The sequence below is a fragment of the Pseudomonas sp. TTU2014-080ASC genome (genome assembly GCF_001446935.1).
Lineage (GTDB): Bacteria > Pseudomonadota > Gammaproteobacteria > Pseudomonadales > Pseudomonadaceae > Aquipseudomonas.
Genome location: NZ_LKKK01000011.1, coordinates 589,185 through 605,960, shown reverse-complemented (window position 1 = coordinate 605,960; position 16,776 = coordinate 589,185). Strand labels below are relative to the sequence as shown.

The following is a 16,776-nucleotide window of genomic DNA, read 5'->3' as shown; positions in this document are numbered from 1 at the left end:
CATAAGGCCAGTGCCTGACGATTTGCACCTTTAAAAGCTCATAACAGACGCTGGTAGAAGGCCAACTCGGCCGCGAGTGCCGCTGCAAGGTTTTCTGCCTGACGAAACCCATGTCGCTCCTGAGCATAAACATGGCAGGCCACTTCCACGCCTTGGCGTTTCAGCTCAGTGACCATCTGCGCAGTCTGCTCAGGTAGCACCACCGCATCCAGCGCGCCCTGAAAGAAAATCACCGGGACAGAAATAGACGCCGCATGCAGCAGCGGAGTGCGAGCCTGATAACGTGCAGCATCACGTTCAGGGTCACCGATCAGCCAGTCCAGATAGTCTGCCTCGAATTTGTGCGTCACCCGCCGCAGACTCAACGGGTCACTGACGCCATACAAGCTCGCGCCACCACAAAACGCCTCGGTAAATGCCAACGCGCATAGCGCTGTGTAGCCACCTGCACTACCACCGCGGATAAACGCCCGCTGCGGATCGATCAGCCCGGCCTGTGCCAAATGGCGGACAGCAGCTTGTGCGTCTTCAACATCCACTTGTCCCCAGCAGCCTTGCAGACGCAGCCGGTATGCCCGGCCAAAGCCACTGCTGCCGCGATAGTTGATGTCCGCCACCGCAAAGCCACGCTGGGTCCAGAACTGAATACGCGGATCAAACACCGGATAACAGGCTGAGGTTGGCCCGCCATGGAGGAAGATCACCAGCGGAGGCCTTTCCCCTTCCGGCGCTTGGTAGCCACTGTTATTCGGCGCATAGAAAAAACCGTGGCTGCTCTCACCCGTTCCGCTCAAGTACAGCATGCGCTGCGGTTGCGAGACTTCTTCGGCCGGTAGATTGCAACCGACTGAAGCCAACACCTTTACCTCATGGCTAGCTCGGTCAATCGCCAGCACTTCGCTACCCGTTGTAGGGCTGGCAGCTATCGCATAGAAATATCGGTCGTCTGCTGCCAACTGACGAAAACGGCTGTATTCATTGGCCAGCCGGTGCTCACGCCCACTCTCCGGCTCACGCTCTGCTAGCCAGAGAAAACCTGCATCAAAGCCACTGAGCAGTAGGCTACGCTCGAGTACCTGATAGTTGCGCGCCCCCAATTGCCATGGCGCACCTGCATGATCCGTCGCCCGGCTGTTCAATGGTTCCAGCACATTGCTGCCGGCCTGAGTCTCGCGCCATGGCTGCCAGTAACCGTTCTTGTCGCTGAGCGCCAGCATCCGCTGCTGTGCATCAAATGCAGGTTGCTGGATCGACTCATCATCACCCTTCCCGGCCACCAGCACTGGCGCTGCCCAGCAGCCTTCAGCCTGCCACTGAGCAACGTACAAACGTGTCGCTAACCATGGCTGATAAGGCCGGCACCACTCGATCCAGGCCAAACGCTGACCATCACCACTCAAGGTCGGTGCCGCATAGAAATCCGCGCCTTGTGCCACTACAGCACGCTGGCAATCAATGCGGCTGATGGCAACCAGCCGATGGATCACCGCGTCGTCTTCGCGGGATTCCTCAACAGCCAGAACGGCCCGGCGAAACGGGTCATAAACCAGATCACCATAGCGGCACGCAGGACGCTGTGTCAGCGGGCAGATGGCCCCATCCATGCTCTGCCAGTAGATTTGCTGGTCGGCCTCACACACCCAGGCCAGACCATCATCAGCCAGGCAAAACGCGCCGCCACCATATTCGTAAACACGACTGCGCACCGAGTATGGATCAGGCGTCAGACAAACCAACTGTTGCGGCGTCCAGTGCCAAAGCCGGGTGCTGGCGTCTGCCGGATCAAACAACGACCACACCAGCCCGCCCAACCCCGCCCGCAGCTCGGCAAAATCGCGGCTGGCGCTGGCTGCATCGGCACTGCTCCAGTCGCTTAGCCAATGGCCGTATGGCGCAGTCTGCTTCTTACCTGCTGTCATGCCTTACAGATCAGCTTCGATGCTTTCTCGTTACGGAATTGCAGACTCTGCAATGAACCGGGAGCCTCTTCGGCCTCACGCCGCGCCTGAAGGATGATGTCGTGATGTGCCGACTTGCTGCACACCGGATCGGCATTACTGGCATCCCCGGTCAGCATAAATGCCTGACAACGGCAGCCACCGAAATCCCGTTCCTTTTCATCACACGAACGGCACGGTTCAGGCATCCAGTCATAGCCGCGAAAGCGATTAAAACCGAACGACTCCTGCCAGATATGGGCAATGCTGTGCTCCCGCACATTGGGGAACTGCACCGGCAACTGGCGTGCGCTGTGGCATGGCAACGCGGTGCCGTCTGGGGTGATATCGAGAAACAGATTGCCCCAGCCATTCATGCAAGCCTTGGGGCGTTCCTCGTAATAATCCGGGGTGACAAAGATCAGCTTGCACGGATGCTTCTGCGCTTCCAGCTTCTCCCGCCATTGCTGAGTGATCGCCTCGGCTCGGTCCAACTGGGTTTTGGTCGGCAACAGGCCGGCTCGGTTGAGTTCAGCCCAGCCGTAGAACTGACAGGTGGCCAACTCGACGAAATCCGCCTCCAGCTCTAGGCACAGCTCGATGATCCGGTCGATGTTGTCGATGTTGTGCCGGTGGGTGACGAAGTTCAGCACCATCGGGTAACCGTGCTTCTTCACCGCACGAGCCATGGCCAACTTCTGCCCAAAGGCTTTCTTCGAGCCAGCCAGCAGGTTATTCACCTCCTCATCGGCGGCCTGAAAGCTGATCTGGATATGATCCAGCCCGGCTTCGCTAAAGCTGGCGATGCGCTCTTCGGTCAGGCCGATGCCGGAGGTGATCAGGTTGGTGTAATAGCCCAGATCACGAGCCGCCTTGATCAGCTCGGCCAGGTCTTGCCGCACCAAAGGCTCGCCGCCGGAAAAGCCCAGCTGCGCAGCACCTAGCTCACGCGCCTGACGAAACACCTCAATCCACTCGGCCGTGCTTAGCTCGCTGCCCTGCTGGGCGAAATCCAGCGGGTTGGAGCAATACGGGCACTGCAGCGGGCAGCGGTAAGTCAACTCGGCCAGCAGCCACATCGGCGGCCCCGGCTTGTGCTCGGGCTTAGTGCAGCTCGATCCAGAACTGAGCATTGGCGACCTCCATAAAGGCGAGGATGTCTTCGTCGATGCCCGGTACATCCGGGAACTGCCCTTGCAGACGATCAATAATCTCTGCAACAGAGGTGCTGCCATCAATCTGTTTGAGGATTTCCCCGGCGCTGTCGTTGAGCTTGATCATGCCTTCGGGGTACAGCAGCACGTGGCATTGCTGGGCCGGCTCCCACTGAAAGCGAAAGCCCCGGCGTAGCTTCGGCACCTGCTGTAAAACCTGCGCAGTCATAGTGCAATTCCCCGGTGCCAGACAGGCTCATTGGTAACGGTGTGATACGGCGGGCGCTCCAGCTCGTAGGCCATGCTCATGGCATCGAGCATGCTCCACAGAATGTCCAACTTGAACTGCAGAATCTCCAGCATGCGCTGCTGGGATTCCCACGTGTTGTAGTGCTCAAGGGTAATGCGCAAGCCGTGCTCAACATCGCGGCGGGCCTGAGTCAGGCGCGAACGGAAGTAGGCATAGCCTTCGGCTTCAATCCACGGGTAATGCTGCGGCCAGCTGTCCAGGCGCGACTGGTGAATCTGCGGGGCGAACAGCTCAGTCAGCGAGCTACTCGCTGCTTCCTGCCAGCTGGCGCGGCGGGCAAAGTTGACGTAAGCATCCACTGCAAAGCGCACGCCGGGCAGTACCATCTCCTGCGACAGAATCTGCTCACGCTTAAGGCCAACCGCCTCACCCAAACGCAGCCAAGCTTCGATACCGCCCTCATTGCCCTCTTTACCGTCGTGATCAAGGATGCGCTGCAACCACTGGCGGCGGGTATCCCGATCCGGACAGTTGGCCATGATCGCGGCGTCTTTGAGCGGAATATTCAGTTGGTAATAAAAGCGGTTGGCGACCCAGCCCTGAATCTGTTCACGGGTGGACTTACCGCTGTACATCGCCTGATGAAACGGATGATGAATGTGGTAGTACGCGCCCTTGGCGCGCAGAGCCTGCTCAAATTCCGCAGGCGTCATGGGCGTTTTGCTCATGGCGGCTCCTTACAATTCGATGCTCATGCCGTCCCAGGCGACTTCGATACCACGCGCGTTCAGTTCGGCGCGTTCAGCGGAGTCCAGGTCCAGGATGGGGTTGGTGTTGTTGATATGGATGAGGATCTTCTGCTCGGCAGGCAAACCTTCCAGCACTTCAAGCATGCCGCCGGGACCGCTTTGCGGCAGGTGACCCATGGTGCTGCCAAGCTTGTCGCCGACCTCGGTGACGATCATTTCGTCATCACGCCACAGCGTGCCGTCCACCAGCAGGCAGTCAGCGCGGCGCATCCAGCTCAGCAGTTGCTCATCGACCTGACCAAGGCCCGGTGCATAGAACAAAGTGGCGCCGGTGCGGCGGTCTTCAACAAACAGGCCGATGTTATCGCCCGGATGCGGATTGCCCCGGTGCGGTGAATACGGCGGCGCGCTGCTCAGCAGCGGGATCGCAGTGATACTCAGATTCGGGCAGGCCGGGATGCTGAACGGCACGCCATCCAGTTCAATCAAGTTGTGCTTCAGGCCGCCATTCCAGTGGCTGAGCATATTGAACAGCGGGAAGCCGGTGGTCAGATCCTGATGCACCATCTCGGTACACCAGACTTGATGCGGGCAGCCTTCACGCAGGGTCAAAAGGCCCGTGGTGTGGTCGATCTGGCTGTCCAGCAGGATGATCCCGGCAATTGCCGTATCACGCAGGCGGCGAGCTGGATTGAGCGGCGGGAAGGATTCGATCTGAACGCGGATATCAGGTGAAGCGTTGCACAGAATCCAGTCCACTCCGTTGTCGCTCAGGGCAATCGAAGACTGGGTACGTGGCTGTGCACGGACAGTGCCATTACGCACACCGGCGCAGTTACGGCAGTTGCAGTTCCACTGCGGAAAGCCTCCGCCCGCGGCGGAGCCGAGAATCTGGATAAACATGGCAGATGTCCAAATGAGAATGCCCCGGCAAGCCGGGGCAAGACAGATCAACGATTGGCGAAGTACATGGTTACTTCGAAGCCAATACGCAGGTCGGTAAACGCGGGTTTAGTCCACATGGCGCGGTCCTCTTGTTATCAATACCGGCGAATTCCGGCTGTCCCATTAAGCGCCGAGACGGACCTACGCCAAATGGTACTTTGGGAGTAGTTTTTGCTGGCATTGGTAGGAAGGAATTGAAAATAAAGGGGTTTTGTAAGGGGATATTTTTGTAAAGGGCATCAATATAATTCGGGGCCTGTCTTGCCGCTTCGGTGTATAAGCCTGCGGCCTTATACACCCTACCCTGCGGACGATCTGCAGGGCCTGAAAAACTCATATCCCAGTGACAAATCACCAATAGTAAGAACACCGCCAGACGCCCCTTCAGGAGGGTGTGCGAAATTGCCGTGGAAGAGGTTGAGCAGCAAGGATGCTGCGAAAGCCTCGATGGGCCATGGACGGCCCTTCGAGGCGGGCCTCTGGAACGGTGATTTCGCGCACGCACCCGAAGCGAAGCGTAGGGCCGGATGCCGGGGCAGGCGCTTTTGGTTACTTTTGTCGCTAAACAAAAGTAACTCGCCCGAAAAGGGCGAAACCCTTTCTCAAGCCCTGACGCCATTCGCCAGCTCACCGGCAAATATTCAGAGCCCTTTACTCCAGCCAATAAAAAACGCGGCCGAGGCCGCGTTGCGTTGCTGAAACACTGCCCGAACCGCCATTCGGGCAGTCAGCACACTCACCAAATGGCGAGTTGCAGGTGGGGGCTGGCGCATGGAGCCAATGCGCCAGATTTCACACGGATCAGAAGAAGCCCAGTGGGTTGATGTCGTAGCTGATCAGCAGGTTTTTGGTTTGCTGATAGTGGTCGAGCATCATCTTGTGGGTTTCGCGGCCAACACCGGACTTCTTGTAGCCGCCGAACGCTGCGTGCGCCGGATACAGGTGGTAGCAGTTGGTCCATACACGACCGGCCTTGATGCCACGGCCCATGCGGTACGCGCGGTTGATGTCGCGGGTCCACACGCCAGCGCCCAGACCGAACTCAGTGTCGTTGGCGATTTCCAGGGCTTCGGCTTCGTCCTTAAAGGTGGCAACGCTGACCACCGGGCCGAAGATTTCTTCCTGGAAGATACGCATTTTGTTGTGGCCCTTGAGCAGGGTCGGCTGGATGTAGTAACCGGTTGCCAGGTTGCCTTCCAGTTTCTCTGCGCCACCGCCGGTGAGCAGCTCGGCACCTTCCTGCTGAGCAACTTCGAAGTAAGACATGATCTTGTCGAACTGCTGCTGGCTCGCCTGAGCGCCGACCATGGTGTCGGTGTCCAGCGGGTTGCCGCGCTTGATCTGTTTGATCTTCTTCATCACTTCGTTCATGAACGGTTCGAAGATGGACTCCTGAACCAGTGCACGGGACGGGCAGGTGCAGATTTCGCCCTGATTGAAGAAGGCCAGAACCAGACCCTCAGCCGCTTTTTCGATGAACTCAGGCTCAGCGCGCATGATGTCTTCGAAGAAGATGTTTGGCGACTTGCCGCCCAGCTCTACGGTCGACGGAATGATGTTTTCAGCAGCGCACTTCATGATGTGCGAGCCAACCGGGGTAGAACCGGTGAAAGCGATTTTGGCGATGCGCTTGCTGGTAGCCAGTGCTTCACCCGCTTCGCGACCAAAGCCCTGAACGATGTTCAGCACACCCTTCGGCAGCAGGTCACCGATCAGCTCCATCAGCACGGTGATGCCCAGCGGAGTTTGCTCAGCTGGCTTCAGCACGATGGCGTTACCGGCAGCCAGGGCCGGAGCCAGTTTCCACGCTGCCATCAGCAGCGGGAAGTTCCATGGGATCACCTGACCCACAACGCCCAGCGGCTCGTGGAAGTGATAAGCAGCTGTGGTGTCGTTGATTTCGGCAGTGGAGCCTTCCTGAGCACGGATGCAGCCCGCGAAGTAACGGAAGTGATCAGCAGCCAGTGGGATGTCAGCGTTCAGGGTTTCACGAACCGGCTTACCATTGTCCCAGGTTTCAGTAACGGCCAGCAGCTCCAGGTTCTGCTCGATGCGATCAGCAATCTTCAGCAGGATGTGGGAGCGCTCTTGTACGGCAGTGCGGCCCCAGGCATCAGCGGCTGCGTGGGCAGCATCCAGTGCCAGGTCGATGTCTTCACGGCTGGAACGCGGGAATTCACCGATGACCGAACCATCAACCGGGCTGGTGTTGGTGAAGTAGCTGCCGTTTACCGGCGCAACGAATTCGCCATTGATGTAGTTGCCATAACGCGGCTTGAGAGTGAGCAGCGCGCCTTGTTCACCTGGTTTGGCGTAGATCATTGTGAAAACCTCTTTTTGTTAGTGAGCCTGCTCTCAAAAGCGTGAGCTGGGCATGACTTGATCTTAGAAAGGCCCCTCAGGCGCAGGTATGCGCCCATGGCACAAAACCTCTCGTTATTTGGTAGTAGAGCCTGAGCCTGCTACTGGCGAAGGGGTCATGTCTACACGACTTAAGCCCGTAAGACTTACTCAGGTCCGTGGAAAGAAAGCCTAGTCCACCGCCAGCTCGGCGTTGAACTGTCTACCGTCCGCATCAACCCAACGAAGATCCAGCGCCTGCTTTCGATACGGCAGCAACAAGCGCCAGTAAGGGTTGACCGAGAGCCCCTCAAAAGGTTCGACCCGCATCAGCCCCCCCTCGGAACCGGCCACTTCAAACAACACAGGCAAATGACGTGGTATTAGCCCCCCCGCTTGATTGGGGCGGCGTCCTGTTTCCATGGGATGGCGAAACAGTGTGCGCAGCTCAAGGGCCTGGTCACCGTCTGCCCAAACCTGTATCTGCCCAAAGTTTGCCGGCAAGGTTGCAGGCTGCGGTGTCAGGCAACTGCTGGACAACACTTCGACGACTTGTTGCGAGCGCCACACGCGCCCTCGCCCATCACGGGCGAGCACAATCACCGACTGTGTTTGCGGCAGCCTGATCCGCGTCGACAGACGCAGCGGCTCTGCCCAACGCCGCACCTCGACAGAGGCAATCCGGGGTTCATCTTCCTGGCTGCGTAACAGGAGTATGGAAACCGGCGCTTGAGCGCCACTGAGGCTGATATCCAGTGGCACAAATGCACCGTCTTCTACCCAAGGCGCGACTTCCAATGTAAGGCCATGGTCCTGAGCCAGTTGGTCACCCAACCATTGCTCCACTAGTTCATCAGCAGCCCTAGCCCACACGGCAAGCGGCACTACCATCAGCAGTGCCATCAACCACCTGCTCATACGCCCCAAGCGTCCGCACATATGCTGGCGTACCAAGCCCGCGCCATATCGGCCTCTTGCCGGCGCAGTGCCGCAGAGCCATCCAGCGGGCTAAGCGTAAGGCTGCCGGGCATTTCGATAAGGCGCTGTTGCTGCACCTCATAGTTCGCCGCGATTGAGACAGAACCCTCGGGCGTCAGTGCGCTATAGCAGGTATTGCGCAGGGCTGTTGGCGGCGCTTCACGCCCGGCCAGATCAGCCAGAATTGCGGCAACCGCCAACTTCGCCTGGGCATTGGCGCTATAGGCCGACTTGGGCATAGGCGCGGCGATCGTACAGTCGCCCGCTGCATAAATGTGAGGATCGGCTTGCGTCTGAAATGTGTCGGCCAGAATCGGCACCCACCCCGTACGGTCGGTAAGGCCTGCTGTTTGGGCGATTGGAGTAGCCATCTGTGGCGGAATGAAGTTAATGACCGCCGCCTTATGGCGCTGACCAAACTCGGTTATCAACTCGCGTCGACCTGCATCCACTGTAACGACGTGCCCGCCATCGGCACGACCAAGCCACTCAACACGCCCGGCAGACTGCTGCCAGCTTTGCTGGAACAGCGCCTGCTTGGAGAAATTGTCCTTACTGTCGAGTATCAGCACCTTGCTGCGCGGTTTGTGCAAGCTGAGATAGTGAGCAATCAGGCTGGCCCGTTCATAAGGCCCCGGCGGGCAGCGATAAGGATTATCCGGCACGCTGATAATCACCAGCCCACCGTCCTCCATCGCCCGCAGTTGCTTACGCAACAGCAACGTCTGCTCGCCCGCCTGCCAAGCATGGGGAATTATGGCGGCGGCGTTCTGACTGTAACCGTCAACGGCCTGCCAGTTCATGCTGATGCCGGTCGCCAGCAGAAGTCGGTCATAGCCCAACTGCTGGCCATCACTCAGATGCAGGCGCCGCTTGTCGCGGTCTATGACGAGCACACTTTCGCGAATATGCGAGATGTCTTGTCCGACCAGCGCCTGATAATCCTGACGAATACTGTCAGGCGCTTGAAGTCCGGCAATCACGTGGTTGCTGAAAGGACAGGTGAAGTAGTCCTGTTTTGGCTCAATCAGCACCACATCTAATGCAGGTGCCTGTCGTTTGAGGTAGCGAGCCGCAGTCGCTCCGGCGAAACCGCCGCCGACTACGACTACCCTCGCCCGCTTTACCGATGATCCGAGACACCCCGAAAGCAGCCAGGGTAAAAGCCCCAGCCCGGCCAGCAGGTGTCTGCGAGATATGCCTTGCATCGATCAACCCCGACATTGCGTTAGGGGCTCACGCTGAAGCAAGTCAGGGGGCGGGAGAATTAAACCTTAGGACCGAAAAATTAGTTCGAAAGAATGAGTTTAAGCCACTGATAACCACGAACTGACGAATGGCCCCATCAAGAAATGGGCTTACCGACCGACACAGGCAGCGTCAAGCCACCTAAATCACTAAAAATGCTAAAAGCCCTCAATAATTGAATGCATATCACATAACTTTATGCTTGTTTATTATCCGCAAACCTAGGAGAACTATCGTCTCATTTAAGGAATGGAAAGACACAGTCACTCGCCCGGACATGGACAGCAGGGCACGCAATTACTCTTTTTAATCTGCTGATAAGGATGCTCCGGATGGAGACATTAGCCAGTTTCTTCATCGACACATCCCTGCCTAACGCATACTTTCAGGGCAAACATGTACCGGGATTAGTTCTGCTCTCTCTGGTGGTCTCGACTTTTTCGACCACGATGGCGTTGCTCACCGCGCACATTGCCCGCCGTACTGAAAGCTTTTTCTACCGAAACGTATGCCTTATCGCCGGCGCACTGGCGCTCGGTGGCGGCGTGTGGAGCATGCACTTCATCGGCATGCTCGCCTATCGCATCCCAAGCCATGTGCACTACATGCCTGCACTTACGGTGTTGTCCATCGTGCCGGCGTGCCTTACTTCATGGTTGGCGCTGCGCCTGCTGAGTCGTCCCAGCCCCAGCACCTGGAATCTGGTTACCAGCGGCACGCTCATCGGCCTGGGTATTGGCCTGATGCACTACACCGGTATGGCTGCGATGAAGACCAATCTGGTCATGCAGTACGAGCCAACCACGTTCGTTCTCTCGGTGTTCGTTGCAATCGGCCTGGCCATCATTTCCCTGTGGATTCGCTACCGCCTGCGCTCCACTCTGTCCAATCCGAGCGTGCGCTTCATTGTCAGTGGTGTCGTAATGGGCCTGGCGATCGCTGGCATGCATTACATGGGCATGGCCGCCGTACGCTTCAGCGGCTCCCAAGACCAGGAAGTTGATGGCCTGCTGGTCCTCAACAGTACGGTTGCTGCACTTGCTCTCTCTTCATTTGCGATTACCGCAACGCTGATGGTTGCCGCACTCAACAGCCTGATCCACTCACGTGAACTGCGTAACAAAATCGAGGGCAGTAAATCCCGCCTGCGTGCCACACTTGATACAGCGGTGGATGGCATCATCACCATTGATAGCAAAGGGCTGATCCAGGGCTTTAACAAATCCGCAGAGCGCCTGTTCGGCTGGAAGGCGGAAGAGGTGCTGGGCCGCAACATCAAGATGCTGATGCCCGAGCCTGATCAGTCCCAACATGACACTTACTTGCAGAACTACCACAACTCAGGCATGCCCAAGATCATCGGCGTCGGCCGCGAAGTGATTGGTCTGCGCAAGGACCGCAGCTTGATGCCGATGCGCCTGGCGGTAGGCCGTATGGACTTGCCCGGCGAGCTGCTGTTCGTAGGCTTCGTGACTGATATCAGTGAGCGCCATGCGCTGGAAGCCTCACTGCGGGAAACTGCCGAGCGCGCGGAACAGGCAGCTGCTGCCAAGAGCACCTTCCTGGCCAACATGAGCCATGAAATCCGCACCCCGATGAACTCCATCATCGGTTTTACCGAACTGCTGCTGCAAAACGACCCGAACCCGACTCAGCGCAAGCACCTGAACAACATCCGCCAGTCATCACGGACTTTGCTGGGTCTGATCAACGACATTCTCGACACCACCAAAATGGAGAAAGGTCGCCTTGAGCTGGAGCAAACCGACTTCTCCCTCAAAGGGCTGGCGCTGCAGATCGAGTCCTCTCTGTGGCCAAGTGCGCAACCGCGTAACCTGACCCTGACCACAGACTTCCAGCCTGATATGCCCGAGTACTACAAGGGCGATCCGCTGCGCCTGCTGCAAATTCTCACCAATTTGGTGGGCAACGCGATCAAATTCACCGAAAAAGGTGGCGTTGAAATGATCTTCCGCCACGAAGACAACAACGTCCACATCATGGTCCGCGACAGTGGCATTGGTATGACTGCCGCACAAATCGAGTCGATATTTGCCCCGTTCACCCAGGCGGATGCCTCCATCAGTCGCCGCTTTGGCGGTACCGGCCTGGGCACCACCATTGCCCGCCAGTTGGTGGATTTAATGAACGGACGTATTGAAGTTGACAGCCAGTTGGGCAAAGGCAGCACCTTCCACGTCTGGCTGCCACTGCCGATTGGCCAGGAGCCCGCCAAATCCCACAGTAAGAAACACGTACAGCTGCCACCGCTGCGTATTCTGATCGCCGATGATGTTCCGCAAAACCTCGAACTGCTGGCGCTCACCCTCGAAGGCAATCACCACCAGGTGATCATGGCCCACGACGGCGAACAGGCCTACAAACTCTTCTGTGACAACCCAGTTGATGTCGTTCTGATGGACATGCACATGCCCGGCACGGACGGCTTGCAGGCTACTCGCCTGATCCGGACTTACGAACGCAGCCACCAGCGGCCACACACGCCAGTCATTGCGCTGACCGCAAGCGTCATGCTCGAAGACCAGCGCGCAGCTGAAAAAGCCGGCATGGACGGCTTTGCAGTCAAACCTCTGGATGTGCCACAACTGTTCGGTGAGATCGCCCGTGTGCTTAATCTTTCCGGGGAAGGTTTTGATGACATGGAAACCAGCGAGCTCTGCCATTCAGATGAACTGATCGACTGGGTCAACGGCACACGCCGCTGGGGTAATCGCGCACGCCTTGAGTCTGCCATTCATCAGTTCTTGCAGACTGTGCACGAAAAGTACCCGCTACAACTTGACTCCAATCACCCGGAACATCTGGAAGAGCTGCTGTTCAGCCTGCACGGCATTCGCGGTGCTGCAGGCACGCTCTCCATGCCGCGCATTGCTGCACTGGCCATCCGTCTTGAGAAGCTTTTGCAAGAGGGGCAGAAGGCCGAAGCCATCCTCCTGCTGCCTGATCTGGCTGAACAGCTCGAACAGGCCAGGCTTGCAGTTGCTTCAACAGAGCCGAACGTCAAAGTGGCTGAGCCTCACTCGACGCCGGTTTTCGAAATTAACCAGGACCTGCATCAAAAAATCAGTGAGCTAATGGACTATCTCACCCACAACGAACTAGAAGATGAGTTACTCGAACACGTCTGCTACGAGTTGGAGGCAGCCCAACACATCAGTCAGGCCTGCGCATTGCGCAGTGCAGTCGACTCCTTTGAATTTGAGCAGGCCCACAGCTTGCTTAAGCAACTGCTGTCTTCAGCCCCGACCAGTCAGAAATGAATAACGCCAAAGACTCCAAACCCACCCTGCTGCTGGTAGACGACGAATCTGCCAACCTCCAGGTACTGCGGCACACCCTGCAAAAAGACTATCGCCTGCTGTTCGCCAAAGACGGCAAAACAGCACTCGAACTCGTACAGAAGGATCTGCCTGACCTGATTCTGCTGGACATCATGATGCCCGGTATGTCCGGCTATGACGTGTGCAGGCAACTCAAGGCGGACCCAGTAACAGCCAATGTTCCGGTAATTTTTGTCACCGCCCTGTCCGAATCCAGCAACGAAGAAATGGGCCTGGAAATCGGTGCTGTGGACTACATCAGCAAGCCCTTCAACCCATCGATTGTACTGGCGCGCGTGCGCACTCATCTGTCACTGGTGAGCACGCAGGAGGTGATCAACACCCGCCTGCAAATCGTCCAGTGTCTCGGGGCAGCTGCCGAGTACAAAGATAATGAAACAGGCTTGCATGTCATCCGCATGAGCCACTTCAGCAAAATCCTCGCGCTGGCTTGCGGCTATTGTGAACACGCTGCCGAGGAGTTGCTGCACGCCGCGCCTATGCACGATGTCGGCAAGATCGGTATTCCCGATGCCATTTTGCAAAAGCCCGGAAAGCTGACGCCTGAGGAATGGGCAGTGATGAGCCAGCACCCCGTTATAGGTGCAAAAATTATCGGCGAGCACAGCAAGGGACTCCTGCAAACGGCTGCGACTATTGCCTTGTACCACCACGAAAAGTGGGATGGCAGCGGTTACCCACACGGACTTGCCGGAGAGCAGATCCCCCATGTAGCACGCATTGTTGCGTTGGCCGACGTATATGACGCCCTCACCAGCGTGCGACCTTATAAACGCGCCTGGTCAGTCGATGAGGCACTTGACCTGATCAAGAACCAAAGCGGCAAACACTTTGACCCCAATCTCGTGGAGGTCTTCATCAAATGTCTGCCCGAGATTCTCAAAGTACAGCAACGCTGGGCTGACAGCATCGACCCACCGTCCGCCATCAATTCGGAATCGATACGCGTCAACACCAACTTCGCCTGAGCATCCGCTTATCGCTTGCTGCTGCGAAATCCGCACGCGCATTCATTCCGCCCTAGACTTGTCTGACCGCTCTGTAACCGCGATTACAGAGCGATTCCGGAAGCAAACCCGCTTGCGGACAATCAGACAGGTCACATGCAAATGCGTTTATCAGATCAAAGCAAGGACAGCTCCGAAAACGCTCAGAGCTCGCTGAGCAGCAAATTGCTGGACAGCACAATTGCCGCCCGAAAAGTATTCATCACCGGCGAAATCAATCACAAAATGGCCACCGCAGCCGTGCAGCAGCTACATGCCCTCGCCCACTTGGGTGACGAGCCGATCATGGTGTTTATCAGCTCACCGGGCGGCCATGTCGAATCCGGCGACATGATTTTCGATGCCATACGTTTTATCAAACCCAAGATCATCACCATCGGTTCCGGCTGGGTGGCCAGCGCCGGTTCTCTGATTTACGTCGCTGCCGAGAAACACAACCGCTACTCCCTGCCCAACACCCGTTTTCTATTGCATCAACCTTCAGGCGGGTTTCAGGGGCGCGCCATGGAAGCGGAGATCTATGCCCGGGAAATCATCTGGATGAAAGACAGGCTTAACAAAATCTTCGCAGAGGCCACCGGCCAGCCCGTCGAGAAGATTGCTGCTGATACGGAGACAGACTTCTGGCTCAGTGCAGAGGAAGCAGTCGATTACGGTTTGGTGCACAAAATCGTCACGCGTGAAGCTGAGATCGTGAAATAGCACTGCACGCGACCAGAAACGACAATGGCCGGCAAATGCCGGCCATTGTCTTAACGCGAGAGCCTCAGAACATTACTTCTTGGCTACGAGGTCTTTCGGCAGCTTGAAGGTCCAGAGCATTCCGCCCTGGTTGTAGTCCTTCACGCGCTTGGCCACTTCGCCACCCCACAGCGGAACCGCACCACCCCAGCCGGAGAGAACAGAGACGTATTGCTCGCCGTCCATTTCCCAAGTCACAGGTGAGCCCAGTACGCCGGAGCCAGTCTGGAATTCCCAGACTTTCTCACCGCTCTTAGCGTTGAATGCCATCAGGTAGCCTTCCGGGTTACCGGTGAATACCAGGTTACCTTTGGTGGTCAGCACGCCGCCCCACAGCGGAGCGTAGTTTTTCACGCGCCAAGCTTCTTTACCGGTTTTCGGATCGATCGCACGCAGAACGCCGATGTATTCCTCGTTCAACGGCTTGATGGTGAAGCCAGCACCCAGATAGGCCGCGCCTTTCTTGTAAGCGATGTCTTCGTTCCAGATGTCCATGCCCCACTCGTTAGACGGCACATAGAACAGACCGGTGTCTTGGTTGTAGGCCATCGGCATCCAGTTTTTCGCCCCCAGGAAGGCTGGCGCTGCAAATACGCTGGTGCCCTTCTCGGTGGCGCTCGGCGAACCAGGGCGGTTGCTGTCGTCGTAGATCGGGCGACCGTTTTTATCCAGACCTTTAGCCCAAGTGATCTTGTCTACGAACGGGAAGCCACGGATGAACTTACCGTTGGTACGGTCCAGAACATAGAAGAAGCCGTTACGGTCAGCGGTGGCCGCAGCCTTAACAGTTTTGCCACCTTCCTGATAGTTGAAGGAAATCAGCTCGTTCACACCGTCGAAGTCCCAGCCGTCATGCGGCGTGGTCTGGAAGTGCCACTTGATGCTGCCGTCTTCCGGGTTCAGAGCCAGGCGCGAGGAGGAGTACAAGTTGTCGCCAGGGCGCAGGTGGGAGTTCCACGGAGCCGGGTTACCGGTGCCGAAGAACAGCAGGTTAGTTTCTGCGTCGTAGTAACCGCCCAGCCATGGTGCGGCACCGCCGGTCTTCCACAGGTCGCCTGGCCAGGTTTTGCCGGCTTCGCCACCGCTGATGCCGTTTTCAACCGCTTTACCGTCTTTGTAGACATAGCCCATGTGGCCTTCAACGGTCGGACGGCTCCACAGCAGCTCACCGTTTTTAGGATCGTAAGCTTCGATCTTACCGACCACACCGAACTCACCACCGGACACACCCGTGATCAGGCGACCATTCACAATCAGCGGCGCTGCAGTGATGGAGTAACCGGCTTTATGGTCAGCGACGTTCTTACGCCATACCACCTTGCCGGTGTCTTTGTTCAGGGCAACCAGTTTGGCATCCAGGGTGCCGAAGATCACCAGATCGCCGTACAGCGCAACACCACGGTTGATCACGTCACAGCATGGACGGATGTCGTCCGGCAGGCGCGCATCGTACTGCCACAGTTCACGGCCGGTACGGGCATCAACGGCAAACACGCGGGAGTAAGAAGCCGTCACATACATCACGCCGTCTTTGATCATCGGCTGAGCTTGCTGACCGCGCTGCTTCTCACCACCAAAAGACAGAGCCCACACCGGACGCAGCTCTTTGACGTTATCAGTGTTCAGGATGGACAGCGGACTGTAACGCTGCCCTTCGAGACCCAGGCCGTTGGTTACGATCTGGTGAGTGGTTTTGCCATCTTCAAGAATTTCCTTGTCAGTGACCGCCCAGCTTGGGGCAGCACCGGCAAGCATGGCAGCACATAAGGCACTGAGAAGGAAAGGTTGGCGAAGACCGGTGTGTTTCATTGCGGCTACCTCTGCGGGTTCATTGTTATCACCGGGAATTTTTCCCGATCTAACGCAGATTCTTGGGTTACAGCCGTTGAGCAACAATTGATCGCAGTGCCGATTTAACTAGTTCCTTGGTAGCAATACCTTGCCGCAGCCCAGAGCTGGCGCAGGCCGAACAACCGTGCAAAAACACAAGCCGAGCGCCGTCACACAGCTGTTACGTTGAATCGTTAGGTTGGCTGTCGAGAAGTTCTCATCCCTAATAAGGAGC

General features: G+C 57.3%; 13 protein-coding genes. 3 read left to right on the top strand and 10 right to left on the bottom strand.

The window, feature by feature from the left end:
• Positions 1-38 precede the first annotated feature (38 nt).
• The 9 genes from AO726_RS13265 to AO726_RS13225 all read right to left on the bottom strand — a co-directional run bounded on the left by AO726_RS13265 (position 39) and on the right by AO726_RS13225 (position 9,561).
• Complete coding sequence (locus tag AO726_RS13265) at positions 39-1,919, bottom strand: alpha/beta hydrolase family protein (protein ID WP_058068538.1); 1,881 nt, start codon at positions 1,917-1,919, stop codon at positions 39-41.
• On the bottom strand, positions 1,916-3,070 hold the full coding sequence (gene pqqE, locus AO726_RS13260) for a pyrroloquinoline quinone biosynthesis protein PqqE (RefSeq protein ID WP_058068537.1): 1,155 nt from the start codon (positions 3,068-3,070) through the stop codon (positions 1,916-1,918). Before pqqE ends, AO726_RS13265 begins: the two co-directional genes overlap by 4 nt.
• Positions 3,042-3,320 carry a pyrroloquinoline quinone biosynthesis peptide chaperone PqqD gene (gene pqqD / locus AO726_RS13255; RefSeq protein ID WP_058068536.1) on the bottom strand — a complete coding sequence of 93 codons (279 nt, stop codon included), beginning with the start codon at positions 3,318-3,320 and terminating at the stop codon, positions 3,042-3,044. The genes pqqE and pqqD overlap by 29 nt, the downstream gene beginning before the upstream one ends.
• A complete protein-coding gene (gene pqqC / locus AO726_RS13250) occupies positions 3,317-4,069 on the bottom strand; it encodes a pyrroloquinoline-quinone synthase PqqC (RefSeq protein WP_058068535.1) in 753 nt (250 codons plus the stop codon). The genes pqqD and pqqC overlap by 4 nt, the downstream gene beginning before the upstream one ends.
• 9 nt (positions 4,070-4,078) lie before the next feature.
• Positions 4,079-4,993 carry a pyrroloquinoline quinone biosynthesis protein PqqB gene (gene pqqB, locus AO726_RS13245; RefSeq protein ID WP_058068534.1) on the bottom strand — a complete coding sequence of 305 codons (915 nt, stop codon included), beginning with the start codon at positions 4,991-4,993 and terminating at the stop codon, positions 4,079-4,081.
• A gap of 47 nt (positions 4,994-5,040) precedes the next feature.
• A complete protein-coding gene (gene pqqA, locus AO726_RS20995; RefSeq protein WP_003253598.1) occupies positions 5,041-5,112 on the bottom strand; it encodes a pyrroloquinoline quinone precursor peptide PqqA in 72 nt (23 codons plus the stop codon).
• A 724-nt stretch (positions 5,113-5,836) separates the two neighbouring features.
• A complete protein-coding gene (gene exaC / locus AO726_RS13235; RefSeq protein WP_058068532.1) occupies positions 5,837-7,357 on the bottom strand; it encodes an acetaldehyde dehydrogenase ExaC in 1,521 nt (506 codons plus the stop codon).
• A gap of 210 nt (positions 7,358-7,567) precedes the next feature.
• Positions 7,568-8,278 (bottom strand): thiosulfate oxidation carrier protein SoxY, encoded by a 711-nt coding sequence (locus AO726_RS13230; protein WP_058068531.1) that lies wholly within the window; start codon positions 8,276-8,278, stop codon positions 7,568-7,570.
• Positions 8,279-8,289: 11 nt separating this feature from the next.
• Positions 8,290-9,561 (bottom strand): NAD(P)/FAD-dependent oxidoreductase, encoded by a 1,272-nt coding sequence (locus tag AO726_RS13225; RefSeq protein ID WP_058068530.1) that lies wholly within the window; start codon positions 9,559-9,561, stop codon positions 8,290-8,292.
• Positions 9,562-9,933: 372 nt separating this feature from the next.
• On the opposite strand from AO726_RS13225, the gene AO726_RS20990 reads away from it, so the two are divergent.
• From AO726_RS20990 to AO726_RS13210, 3 genes are all read left to right on the top strand, one after another.
• The gene (locus AO726_RS20990) at positions 9,934-12,882 is read left to right on the top strand and encodes an MHYT domain-containing protein (protein WP_082629128.1); all 2,949 of its coding nucleotides are present in this window, start codon (positions 9,934-9,936) and stop codon (positions 12,880-12,882) included.
• Positions 12,879-13,931, top strand: a complete 1,053-nt coding sequence (locus AO726_RS13215; protein ID WP_058068529.1) for a response regulator — start codon at positions 12,879-12,881, stop codon at positions 13,929-13,931. The genes AO726_RS20990 and AO726_RS13215 overlap by 4 nt, the downstream gene beginning before the upstream one ends.
• Before the next feature lie 141 nt (positions 13,932-14,072).
• On the top strand, positions 14,073-14,672 hold the full coding sequence (locus AO726_RS13210; protein ID WP_058068833.1) for an ATP-dependent Clp protease proteolytic subunit: 600 nt from the start codon (positions 14,073-14,075) through the stop codon (positions 14,670-14,672).
• 72 nt (positions 14,673-14,744) lie between these two features.
• Here AO726_RS13210 and AO726_RS13205 read toward each other — a convergent pair whose 3' ends face one another.
• Entirely contained in the window at positions 14,745-16,520 is a 1,776-nt protein-coding gene (locus AO726_RS13205; protein WP_058068528.1) for a methanol/ethanol family PQQ-dependent dehydrogenase, read from the bottom strand.
• Between the last annotated feature and the right edge of the window lie 256 nt (positions 16,521-16,776).